The sequence below is a fragment of the Shewanella morhuae genome, from assembly GCF_900156405.1.
Classification (GTDB): Bacteria; Pseudomonadota; Gammaproteobacteria; order Enterobacterales; family Shewanellaceae; genus Shewanella; species Shewanella morhuae.
Genome location: NZ_FTNN01000001.1, coordinates 458512 through 471065, shown reverse-complemented (window position 1 = coordinate 471065; position 12554 = coordinate 458512). Strand labels below are relative to the sequence as shown.

Here is a 12554-nt window from a genome sequence, read left to right as displayed (position 1 = left end):
AGAGGGTGAAACTATTTAAATAACAATGAAATAGAAGGTTAATCTTTCGTCATACCATACTTACGCATTTTCTCAACTAAAGTTGTACGACGTATTCCGAGCATTTCTGCGGCACGAGCCACGACGTTATCTTGCAGCTCTAGCGCCTGACGTATCATGTCGATTTCAAGCTCGGCTAATAAATCTTTAAGGTTTACACCTTCAGGGGGTAATTCACTTGGGAAACGCGTTTCAGGGATGTCTACTGGCTCCTCATCACTAAAAATAGAAGCAAAAACATCACGTTCTTGTTGTTCTTCACTCATCTCCACACAAAATTCTGGCACATCAATATGGCGATACTTAACGGGTAAATCATTAACATCCACCAGTCCGCCCGGATACAAAATCGTCAGCCGTTCAACTAAATTTGATAACTCACGTACGTTACCAGACCAAGCGTGTTCTTTCAGTGATTCAATCGCGCGCTGCGTAAAACGTACTTTACCGCGACCTTCGTTATAGACTCGGCTAACCAACTCTTGTAATAACAAAGGCACGTCATCCTTACGCTCACATAAGGCTGGCATTTCAATCGGAAATACGTTAAGGCGGTAGTAAAGATCCTCTCGAAACTCACTAACGCTGATCATGGTTTCTAAATCTCTATGGGTTGCCGCTACGACACGCACATCCGCATTAATGGTCTTTGAGCCACCAACACGTTCAAATACTCGCTCTTGTAGCACACGAAGCAATTTAACTTGCATCTGTAAAGGCATATCACCAATTTCATCAAGAAACAGTGTACCGCCTTCTGCTAGTTCAAAACGGCCTTTACGCGAAGATATTGCCCCAGTAAAAGAGCCCTTTTCATGGCCAAAAAGTTCACTTTCTAATAACTCTGGCGGTATAGCGCCGCAGTTAATAGGAATAAACGGTCCATCGCGGCGTTCGGACAAATAATGGATATTACGGGCTACGACTTCCTTACCCGTACCTGATTGCCCCAGTACAAGCACAGTTGCCTCGGAGGTCGCGACTTGATTAATCAAGTGCCTTACATTAGCAATGCCATCACTACGACCAACTAAGCTTCGAAATAACTTAGTTTGATTCGCACTAGTCGGTACTTGGGGGCGTTTAACTTGGCCAAAAACCTGGCAGAAATGCAACAATTCGGTCAGCTGAGGATAATTTAGTGGCTCTTCAATACACCCAAGAATATTAGAGACCTGTAGTTCTCCCGCGCTCCCAAGTAACAATATGGGCTGCCACGGATATTGGATAGCAGTCTCTTTCAACGCTTCTGGTTCTATCGCATCAGCTAAAATAACTAAAGCACGAAAACGAGTATCGTTGAGACTTGTACTTAAATTTTCTACGACAATTTGCTCAACCTGCTCACCTAAAAAATCTAAAATACTACATAGGCGACTAAGTCGCTCTGATGGTGGTCCGACAAGTAAAATTCGTTGATCTGTTTGCATCATTCAGTAGACCGTAAAACGCTAATATTTATTAATTCGCATTAATTATTTATGGTTAGTTGCTGTAAAAGCTTAACAAATTCAATGTAAAAAATCTGTTCCACAATCACGACTACATGAATATTGTATTATCAGCAGACGAGAAGCAAGCCTCTGATGAGGATTATGCCAAACTGAATTGATTTTAGTACATTTAAGACAAGGTCACAGTCACTTTGGTCAACAAATTGACGATGGACAATAAAAAGACGCACTAATTGCGTCTTCATGAAGCTATAACTAATCGTTAATTCGTTTCTGTATGAGCTGACATATGATGTTTATCAGCAGGGATAGCATCCCATCCTTCTTTTATATTACGTAAAATATCACACACGTCATCGATAGCTTGAACATCATTATTAAGATTAGCTTCAGATATTTTTCGCAACATAAAATCGTAAAGGTCGCTCAAATTTCGAGCTATCTGACCACCGGTATCCATATCTAAGCTATTGTTTAAGCCGTTGATAATACCTATAGCTTTACCTATATAAATCCCTTTATTTGATAAATCGCGCTGCTCGATTGCAAGGCGACTTTGAGCAAGACGCTGCAATGCTCCAGCGAACATTAACTGTATAATTCGATGTGGTGAAGCGACTGTAATTTCACTTTCTAATGATACCTTACGATACGACTGTAATGACCCTCGCATAAACACCTACCTATTTGAATCTATTGTTTCGTAAACATTAATTTGGCGCTTATTTTTACTGCTAACATGCAGCAATGCTTGTCTATCTGCCATGATAACATTCGATTGAATTGTAAACGTCTTGGTTAAATCGAGCTGATGTTGGAGGTAATCAGCATCATCCATTTTGTCATCACTAAGTAGTAGACTGACTAAAACTTGACGCTCACCGACCAAGCTAAGCAAGTTTGACACCAGATCGTCAGATTGTAGTTCTTCTGCAGGGGTTTTAATTAATATGCTCAAAACCTCACTCAATTCAATATTAAGCTCATCAAGTTGTTTCATTGTATACCTTCGCTGATATCAAATTAACGCTTTCTGACAGCTCCTGGCAACGAATTTAAACGATCCATTAAACCAGCCCCCTGTTGATTAAGTTGCCCAACCACCAAGTCCATTTTATTAAACTGTTTTGATAAGCGAGCAGTTAGCTGATCCATTTTGAGTGTGAAAGCGACTCTTTGATCACTCAATTGTTTTTGCTGAGTGGTATAACTCGTTTGACGATCCGCGATCAGTCCCCGAGATTTAACATAGCTATCAGCAACATCATTAAATCGATTTGCAAGCCCTTTATTAGGCGTAGAAAACAAGGCTTCAACACTGGACATGTCTTCCGAAAGCACTTTATCAAGCTTGGTATCGTCTACTGATAATTTACCATATCTATCAGTTTTAATACCAATATCATATAAAGCTATTGTCCCACCACTTTCGGTTGGTACTCGCTCACTTGATATACCACGCAATTGTGATTCTATAGACCGAATCATTGAGTCGCCTTGCAATGCCGCCGCCGTTTTTTTGTCAGGGTCATACGACGACATTTTATCAACTGCTGTCACCAAGCTATTATAAGCATCCACAAATGCTTTAACATTAGTTTTAACCGCATCATTATCTTGGGTAATTTTTAGCGTGGTCGTTTTAGCGATATCGGCATCGGTTAAACTCAGTGTGACACCCGTAATCGCATTTTTAATATCATTGCTTTGTGAAGTGACTTTTTGATTATCAATATAAACAATTGCATTTTTAGCATCTTGCAGCGTGGTAGTGTTTCCGGTGCCAAACATATCGGTAAGCCCAGTACCTGCGGTATCGTTCGCAGTTATACTGATCTGATTATCTTCACCGGATTTATTTGAGCTAAAAACTAAGCGACTCCCTGCATCACTTGTGATAACCGTCGCTGTCACACCTACATTATCTGAAGCTTCATTTACTTTTTTTGCAATACTAGCAAGTGAGTCTGTTGCTGATACATCGACTGAGAAATTTTTACCATTAATACCGAAATCTAGACTTCCCTCGCCAGCTGGTGAAGCCGGCGAAGTGGTATTGGTCCCTGCTACTTTATGATTAGTGGCAAGTTGCTCAACTTTAATGTTATAGCTGCCCGCTTGAGCTGTTTTATCTGAAGTTGCTGATAAATACGTTGGGTTACTAACAGATATTTTACGTTGATTTAATGCATCGCCAGTTTGTAATTTTTTTAAGGCATCCTGAAATTTAGACAGTTCGCTTTTTAAGGTTCCCATTGCAGAAACTTTCGCTTTTATACTGTCTTCCGACTTATTAAACATCGCTTCTTTAGGCATTTTTTCGGCATCAACTAATACTTTGACAATATTAGAAATGTCCAAACCTGAGCCGATACCTGTCGCTGTTAATGCCATACAAACCTCTCACTCATCAACTATATACTATTAGCAAGCATGTGTTTTATGCCTCTGTTTTCATCAAAACCCCTGTCACTTCTGACAGTTTTTCAGCCAATGCTAATGCTTCTTCGCTGGGCATTTGCCTAATCACATCACCCGTGTCTCTATCTAACACACTCACAACCGCTTGGCCTGAATGTTCATCAACTTTAAATGCTAATCCCTTACGCATCATAGACATCATATTAGAAAGCTCTGCTGCAACCTCATCAAGCTTATTTGGGTTAGGTTTATCAGTCGTTGTTTTTTCGGTTCGTTGTTCGTCCTTAAGTGTAACAGTACTTTCTTTGGGATCAGCAAATGGCGCTGCAGGTTTTAGTGACACGTTTACTAAATCTACTTTATTGTGCATTAGGGTAGGTGAACTAGCTACACTGATGTCCATAGCGATATCCTCACGGCAAATAGCATTTGTTCTTTTATTTCATAACAAAGCAAATGCACGATAAACTTAATCTATCTTTAATGTAACAAAGGGAGATCCGTTACCGAACCTCCCTTATCACTCTTTTAAAGATTAATGTTGACCATTACAACAGTGATAAGGCAACTTGAGGTAACTGGTTCGCTTGAGCTAACATCGCAGAACCTGTTTGTTGTAACACTTGGTTCTTTGTCATTGTTGACGTCTCTTTAGCAAAATCCACATCAACGATACGGCTTCTTGCATCAGCAACGTTAGCCTGAGTGTTTGCACTGTTACTAATGTTATAAGATAAACGGTTTTGAACAGCACCCAACGTCGCGCGTTGTGCGTCGATTGTTTTAATTGCTGCATCAATCGTCTTTAATGAAGATGCACGGTTAGCGGATGTAGCGTTAGCTAAACCACCTACTGACAATGACGCTTTATTACTCGCTTTTACGGTAATTTTAATGTCTTCACCTTCTTGTGCTCCCACCTGGAAATTCTTACCAGTAGCAAACCCACCCGACAGCAGTTTAGTCGTACCAAAAGCAGTATTTTTACCGATTTCATCAATTTCTGTCGCTAAATCATCCATCTCAGATTTCAAGGCCGTTAAGTCTGCAGTGCTGTTTGCACCGTTTTCAGACTGGACGGTTAAATCACGCATACGCTGTAGCATGTTGGTTTGTTCTTGCATCGCGCCTTCGGCAATTTGAGCGATTGAAATCGCATCATTTGCGTTACGCATACCGACTTCAAGGCCACGTACTTGGCTATTTAGACGATTAGAAATCGATAAACCTGCGGCATCATCTTTTGCACTATTAATACGTAGACCGCTCGACAAACGCTCCATTGAAGTCGCTAAGCCACCTGCTGAAGTATTTAAATTCTTTTGAGCTTTTAATGATGTGACGTTAGTGTTTACTGTAATGGCCATGATTCGTTTCCTCTTTATTCCTGGCTTATCAACTTGCCTGTCTACTTAAGCCAGGCGGGTCTAATTGGTTACAGTATATTTAACGGCCGCAGCTTTTTTATCTTTAGGATTATTTTAAAAAATTTTTTATTTATAAAAACTTTGCCCACTTTCTACAAAAAAAGCAGAAAAAGCAGGCAAAAAAGCAGTCATAATCAGCTCACAGTAACAGGCTAACCAAGTAAAGATAACGCCACTTGTGGTAGCTGATTTGCCTGCGCTAACATAGCAGAGCCGGTTTGTTGTAACACCTGATTTTTAGTCATAACGGATGTTTCTTTGGCAAAATCCACATCAACAATTCGGCTTTTAGCGTCAGCAACGTTAGCTTGGGTATTTGCACTATTACTAATGTTATGCGCTAGACGGTTTTGAATAGCACCCAAATCTGCACGTTGTGAATCAATGTTTTTAATTGCCGCATCAATTTTCGCTAATGAAGATGCACGGTTAGCGGATGTAGCATTAGCTAAACTACCTACTGATAATGAAGTTTTATTACTCGTTTTTACTGTAACTTTAATGTCCTCTCCTTCTTGAGCACCTACTTGGAAAGTCTTACCAGTAGAAAACCCTCCCGTCAGCAGTTTCGTCTCACCAAAAGCAGTTGACTTACCAATTTCATCGATTTCGGTCGCAAGTTGGTCCATCTCAGCTTTCAAGGCTGTTAAGTCTGCGGTGCTGTTCGCACCGTTTTCAGACTGAATCGTCAAATCACGCATACGCTGTAGCATATTAGTTTGTTCTTGCATTGCACCTTCAGCAATCTGAGCGATTGAAATCGCATCGTTGGCGTTGCGCATACCTACATCCAAACCGCGAACTTGGCTATTCAAACGGTTAGAAATGGCTAAACCTGCAGCATCATCTTTGGCACTGTTGATACGTAGACCACTTGATAGGCGCTCCATTGAGGTCGCTAACCCACTGCTGGAGGTATTTAAATTCTTCTGTGCCTTCATTGAGGTCACGTTAGTGTTAACTGTAATAGCCATAATTATTTCCTCTTCTAAGAATCTTGCCAAGACTTCGAAGCTTGGCTATTTCCAATCTTGAAACTACTTATAAATTTCTTGGCGTTATTACCAGAAAAATACGCTTAAATATAATCAAACAGGGAAACAGAACCCACTTTACTAAACACACTGGAGACCGCGTTCAATGCAAGCTGTTGCTTTTCAAATTCCGTAATCGCTGATGCGTAATCGAGGTCCTCTAAGAGTGATAGTGCTGATGTATTCACCACTTTTTCTTCGATATGAACCTCAGTGTAACTTTCGACAATTTTCAAATTATTCCCTGCCACACTTCTGGCAGAACTAATTTGATTGACACCACTACCGATGTTATTCAATATCTGTGCCAACTGAGCTCGCCCTTGTGGCGTATTAGCCGAATTAGGATCTTCAATTAATGCGATAGCACGACTTATCGTGTCAAAAACGCTGACTTCTGCCTGTGGTTCCATGATGAAACTATCGCCAGCGCTAGGTTTCCCATCAATTCTCACTTCTATCCCATTAAAACTAACGGGATTGGTTGCATCAAAATTAGCCACGTTAGCAACAGGATTATTGGCAGAATCGAGTACTTGTAAATTAGTGCCACCAGCACCGTCATCAGTAAAGTTAAATACATATGTATCAGGCACATAAGTTGCGGCATCAGCAACTTTTGCTGTTTTAACGCTAAACTCTCCCTGCTGGCTGGCCAAATAATTGACGCTATAATCGCCAAGTCCATTAGGTGCGTTCATAAATGCACTATCGCCAGGGACATTGGTTCCTAACGCAACGCCTGTCTGTACTATGCTATTTTTCACGCCAGAATCGCCGCTATAGACAATTTTGGCAGGTGTAGAGTTATCAAAAGCGAAAGGTTCTTTATTAGTACTGAACCCTGAGAACATATAATTGCCAGATTCATCTTTCGTATTGGCAATGGAAAGGAGCTCTTCTAAGCTTCCTTTCATTTCATAGGCAATCATTTGCCGCTCTGATTCTGCTAATGTGCCGTTTACCGCCCTTAATACTTGTTCACGAATCGATGCCGTTAAATTTTCAGCACTGCCTAGCTTGCTTTCAGTCACGGCTAATCGATTCGTCGCATAATCGATATTCTTCATAAACTGATCGACGAGTGCATTTTTCTGATTCAGATTATCAATACCCTGTGACGCCACAGGATCATCACCAGCAGTATTCACTTTCTTACCACTGTCCATTTGTTCAATAATTTTGCTGGTCGCTGTTTGCTTTTGCAGCACACTGGTAATGCTTTGATTAAAGAGCTGCGCGGATGATAATCGCATAGTTAAATCTCCTAACGCACTGAGGATAATAAGGTGTCAAAAATCTGCTGTGCAGTCGTCATGATCCGCGCAGAGGCTTGATAGGCTTGCTGAAAACGCATTAAATTTGCCGCTTCTTCATCTAAGTTCACGCCCGACTCACTCTCTACGCGCGCATAAGCTTGTTGATACACCGCCTCTGCCGAACCTGTACGCACTTTGGCCGCTTTCGTTTTACTGCCTACCTCGAGCTTAGTGTTCTCGAACACGTCCGCTAAGGTCGACTTTCCCCCATTCATCAGCTTACTTTCGCTCAACTTAGCCATAGCGACAGCATTAGAGTTATCCCCCTCTGCGAAGGATAAATCGAAGGTAAATCTGTCATTGCCTGCAGCCGCTTTGCTGTCAACTTCAAAGGTAAAACCAAAAGCGCTAATACTCGGGGGCGTATAAGGGGCTGCAGCCCCAAGGGATGTTCCCGCGGCGTCGAATGCTTCATAGGTTGGAGGCACAACTGTGGTATCGAGCTTTATCGTCAACTCACTGCCCGTTACAGGGAAATTTGCGGCACTGCGATTATTAATTTGAGTCAGCTTCACTTGGGTATTACCCGAGTTAGCTGCATCTGCGGTTATTTTTGGCGATGCTGCGGCAATACCTTTAGGATCTTTCATTACCACTTCAATGCCGTTTGATGCCCCAGCGGTAGGACGGATGGCAAAACGATCCCCTGACGCCATAGCGCCCGCTTTAATATCAATTGAAAATCCAGAACCGCCAGATAACGTTGAGCCAGACAAGGTCAGTGGTGTAGCGTTGCCCGTTTGTGTATCAATTAACGTGTAGCTTGCTGGTGCAGTAAATGACAATTCATAGGCGCCGCCGGTCAATAGACTCGTGCCATCAATAGTGACACCTAAGGTTGCGGTGCCCGTATTACCCGATAAACCCGCTACACGCCCTAACGACATTGTAGGATCGTTGATATCTTTAAAGATATTAGATCCTACTTGCCCATTAAGGTCGATGCCTTGTGCTTGCATTTTATTAAAGTTATCTGCGATACCTAGGGCTAATTGGTCGAGTTCGTGGCTGGCAGGAATTAACGTTTGTTCGCGATAATCAAATATGGCACCAAGCTGCCCACCCAGTTTACTCGGATCGACTGTGACGCTTTGCGAACCAATACTTGAGTTAAGCTGTAACTCTTTGGGAAATGGGTTACCCGCTTGAGTCCCCATACTCATGGCAATCTCACCAGAAACTAACATCACCGAGCCACCGAGTATGACACTCTTTGCGCCATTTTCTAATGGGATCACGTTGACTTGGGCGTACTGGCTTAACTCTTGAACCAGTGCATCTTGTTTATCAAGCAGTTGTGCATCTTGATTTGGCGATTTCATTAACTCTAGATTTAAGTTCGCCAGTTCAGTACCTATCTCGTTAATGCGCTTAGTCATACCAACGATTTGATCGTTAGTCTGATTAAGTTGGCCATTCAAATGTGATTGCATTTGGTTAAGGCTACTAGCGAGTTGCTGTGCATTAGTTAAAGCCGAGTTACGAATGCCTATATCAGCAGGTAAATCAGCAATACTATTTAGCCCAGCGAACAAATCATTTAAGCTTTGCGGCACAATTTTACCAATCTGTGAGAATAGCTGATCTAGTTCACTTAATTTACCGTAGCTGGCTTCTGCCGCACTTAAGGTGGTTTGACCAATACGCAACTCGCGCGCGGCGTAGTCGTTATAAATACGTTTAACGTCATTAACGTAAGTGCCAGTACCGTAAAAGCTACCGCCCAAACGCTGCGATTCTAACGTCGATTGAGTTGCCACCTGTCTGTGATAACCAGCCGTATTGGCATTGGTAATATTATTACTGGTGACGCCAAGTTGTGACTGGGAGGCAAGCACACCAGTTCGCGCAATATTAAGTAAATCAACGGCCATTAGTTGATACTCCTATGAACAAACAGGGTTGTAAGCTTCATCATTTGTCTTCTCCTGGCAAAATTGATTTCAGCTCTTCGCTGATGGACTGCATCACTTTTATGACTTTTTCAGCATATTTAGGGTCTGTGGCATAACCTGCATCTTGCAGAGCACGAATAAATTGGGTTGGTGAAGCGGCAACTTTTTTCGCGCCTTGATAACGATCGCCTTCAGCAATAAACGATACAAAATCGTTAAAGCTATGTTCAAAATCACTGTAAACTCGAAAGTCCGCCTTTTGTTGAACAGCCACACCGTGTTCAAACTCTAAGGTCTTAACGTTAGCTTTATCACCCAACCAGCGGCGATCGGCTTTAATGTTAAAGAGGTTATGACTTGGCGCGCCGTTATTGCCGCGAACAATTTTTTGCCCCCAACCGGTTTCTAGTGCTGATTGAGCTAACAATACTTCTGGCTGAGTGCCTAATGCTTTGGCGGCTTTTTCAGCGTGGGGATATAAAGTTGCTAAAAACTCTTCTCGACTGCTAAACCTGACAATTTTTTGAGTTTCTCTAAACGCAGTGGTCGGCAACACTTGGCCACTAATCACAGGTTCTACGACAGAAAGTGCCTGCTCGCTCCAATTTGGCTTTGGCGTATCGATAGCCAATAACCGATGGGGAGTATCAATATCCATTGATGAATTGGCATCGACGGCTCTATCAGGTTCAAATACAGGACGCGCGATAGCAGCAGGCACGCCATCATTAACCACTGACGTGGGTTCAATATTGAGTGTGGGAGCTGTAGTGCTTTGCACTGGTAAATTAAGCGCTTTATCATGGAGCATTTTCATGCCGCCATCGTCGCGTAATACCGAGGCTGGCGTAAAATTACTGGTTTCAGGGGAGAGTTGCTGCACCATCATATCGGCAAGACCCAATACACCTTTGTCAGATAAATCGACCGACAACTGCTGATCGCGCATCTGCTCGTAAAACTGTGTGTATTGGCTATTTAAAGGACTATCGGACTTAAAAACGGCGTTGGCATCGCGCATACTTTTCATCAGCATTTGCACGAAAATACCTTCAAATTGTTGGGCAACTTTTTTCAAGGTGCCCTTTTCATCTTTCTGCGCTTGGGCGCGTAGAGAGTCTAACCCGCCCAAGTCAAGAAAATGTGATGAACTTGAAAGCTTTTCCATGATTTTCCCGACAGAAATTAGATGATGATAAGCTCACCATGCAAAGCTCCTGCCACTTTTAACGCTTCTAATATTGCTAACACATCTGAGGGAGCTGCACCGACTAAGTTTACCGCTCTAACCAGCTCATCTAGCGTGGTTCCAGGGTTAAACATAAACATGCGGCGGTCACTTTCTGTTGCCGTAATCGTACTATTACTGGTGACGGTTGTTTGACCATTTGCTAAAGCATTTGGCTGTGAAACTTGCGTGGCTTCAGCAATAGTGACTGTCATACCGCCGTGAGTTACTGCCGCAGGCAGTAAACGTACGTTTTGTCCCACAACAATGGTGCCGGTACGTGAGTTAACGATCACTTTGGCAGATTCCTCTGCGGGGATAACGTCAAGATTTTCTAGCGTCGCTAAAAATGAGACTCTCTGCGATACATCGCGCGGCGCGTTGACCTGTACAGATGTCGCATCTAACGGGCGAGCCATATCAGGGCCTAGTAAATCATTAATCGCATCAGCCATTCGCTGCGCGGTAGAAAAGTCAGAGCGACGAAGGTTAAACGTCAAATAATCGCCAGACGAAAATGGACTTGTCACACTGCGTTCCACAATCGCACCATTGGGTATACGGCCTACCGTAGGCGTATTTTGGATCACTTTTGAGCCATCTAAACCGTCGGCACTAAAGCCACTAACAACTAAACTACCTTGAGCAATAGCATACACATTACCGTCAACCCCTTTTAAAAAGGTTTGTAATAAAGTGCCACCGCGTAAACTTTTAGCTTCGCCTAAACTCGATACCGTAACGTCAAGATCTTGACCTGGTTTGATAAAGGCTGGCATATCGGCATGCACAGCAACAACAGCAACGTTTTTAATTTTAGGTTTGACATTATCAGGCAGATTAATGCCAAAGTTTTTTAGCATAGTCATAAAGGTTTGTTCGGTATAACTGGTTTTCTCACCCGTTCCAGGTAAACCAACCACTAAACCGTAACCAATTAATTGGTTACTACGCACGCCCTGTACATTGGCAATATCTTTAATTCGTTCTGCCTGACTAGGTAAGGAAAGCACTAGCATGGCAACCGCTAACACGTATTTATATTTCATGATAATAATCCTTAGAAAGGCCACCAGTCGCTCATAAAGAACTGGCTTAACCAGCCTACTTTTTGAGCATCTGCGAAGGTGCCGGTGCCGCTGTATTGAATACGGGCGTTGGCCATTCGCGTTGAATCAATTGTGTTATCGGTATTTATATCTTGCGAGCGGATCAGTCCTGTAACACGAATAAATTCGTCACCATTATTAATAGAGATCCATTTTTCTCCACGGATCACCAAACTGCCATTATTTAGTACTTGCATAACGTTGGCCGAGATACTGCCATTTAAACTGTTACTTTGATCCGCATCTGATTCTCGTTTCGTATTAATACTATCTTTGTAGCGTAGATCGATGGGGACTCCGCCAACAGACACATTGCTACCACCGGCGAAGAGCGGATCTATGCTCAGGTCGGAGCCTTTTTTAATCTCATTACCGGCACTTTTTTTCGCTTGAGTCGATTCTTTCAATACGATAGTGATGATATCGCCGACTTTGTGAGCGCGAATATCTGAATATAGACTAGCTGATTGACTTTCTTGATAAATTGACCCCGTAGCTGCAACTTTTGTCGGCGGTGCTTCTGGATAAACAGGCGCATAAAAAGGATCATCTGCAATCGGTTTCTTTTGCGTCGAGCTACAGGCTGCAAGTAATAGCGCGACGGCCAACACAAGATATCTAGCCATGA

12 protein-coding genes are annotated in these 12554 nt (G+C 42.6%); all 12 read right to left on the bottom strand.

The annotated features are described in order from the left end of the window. Positions 1–38: 38 nt before the first annotated feature. Complete coding sequence (locus BW947_RS02110; protein ID WP_076496664.1) at positions 39–1472, bottom strand: sigma-54 dependent transcriptional regulator; 1434 nt, start codon at positions 1470–1472, stop codon at positions 39–41. Positions 1473–1755: 283 nt separating this feature from the next. Further along, the gene (gene fliS / locus BW947_RS02105) at positions 1756–2166 is read right to left on the bottom strand and encodes a flagellar export chaperone FliS (protein ID WP_076496663.1); all 411 of its coding nucleotides are present in this window, start codon (positions 2164–2166) and stop codon (positions 1756–1758) included. Between the two features lie 6 nt (positions 2167–2172). After that, positions 2173–2493 (bottom strand): flagella biosynthesis chaperone for FliD, FliT, encoded by a 321-nt coding sequence (locus BW947_RS02100; protein ID WP_076496662.1) that lies wholly within the window; start codon positions 2491–2493, stop codon positions 2173–2175. Between the two features lie 23 nt (positions 2494–2516). Beyond that, a complete protein-coding gene (gene fliD / locus BW947_RS02095) occupies positions 2517–3887 on the bottom strand; it encodes a flagellar filament capping protein FliD (RefSeq protein WP_076496661.1) in 1371 nt (456 codons plus the stop codon). 46 nt (positions 3888–3933) lie between these two features. Continuing rightward, positions 3934–4317 carry a flagellar protein FlaG gene (locus BW947_RS02090; RefSeq protein WP_076496660.1) on the bottom strand — a complete coding sequence of 128 codons (384 nt, stop codon included), beginning with the start codon at positions 4315–4317 and terminating at the stop codon, positions 3934–3936. A 145-nt stretch (positions 4318–4462) separates the two neighbouring features. Then, positions 4463–5281, bottom strand: coding sequence for a flagellin N-terminal helical domain-containing protein (locus BW947_RS02085; protein ID WP_076496659.1), 819 nt, complete (start codon positions 5279–5281; stop codon positions 4463–4465). Positions 5282–5493: 212 nt separating this feature from the next. Then, the gene (locus BW947_RS02080; RefSeq protein ID WP_076496658.1) at positions 5494–6315 is read right to left on the bottom strand and encodes a flagellin N-terminal helical domain-containing protein; all 822 of its coding nucleotides are present in this window, start codon (positions 6313–6315) and stop codon (positions 5494–5496) included. A gap of 104 nt (positions 6316–6419) precedes the next feature. After that, positions 6420–7631 (bottom strand): flagellar hook-associated protein FlgL, encoded by a 1212-nt coding sequence (gene flgL / locus BW947_RS02075; protein WP_076496657.1) that lies wholly within the window; start codon positions 7629–7631, stop codon positions 6420–6422. Positions 7632–7642: 11 nt separating this feature from the next. Next, positions 7643–9568, bottom strand: coding sequence for a flagellar hook-associated protein FlgK (gene flgK, locus BW947_RS02070; protein ID WP_076496656.1), 1926 nt, complete (start codon positions 9566–9568; stop codon positions 7643–7645). 40 nt (positions 9569–9608) lie between these two features. After that, on the bottom strand, positions 9609–10757 hold the full coding sequence (gene flgJ / locus BW947_RS02065) for a flagellar assembly peptidoglycan hydrolase FlgJ (RefSeq protein ID WP_076496655.1): 1149 nt from the start codon (positions 10755–10757) through the stop codon (positions 9609–9611). Between the two features lie 17 nt (positions 10758–10774). Further along, positions 10775–11866 carry a flagellar basal body P-ring protein FlgI gene (locus tag BW947_RS02060; RefSeq protein ID WP_076496654.1) on the bottom strand — a complete coding sequence of 364 codons (1092 nt, stop codon included), beginning with the start codon at positions 11864–11866 and terminating at the stop codon, positions 10775–10777. 11 nt (positions 11867–11877) lie between these two features. Beyond that, the gene (gene flgH / locus BW947_RS02055) at positions 11878–12552 is read right to left on the bottom strand and encodes a flagellar basal body L-ring protein FlgH (protein WP_076496653.1); all 675 of its coding nucleotides are present in this window, start codon (positions 12550–12552) and stop codon (positions 11878–11880) included. Between the last annotated feature and the right edge of the window lie 2 nt (positions 12553–12554).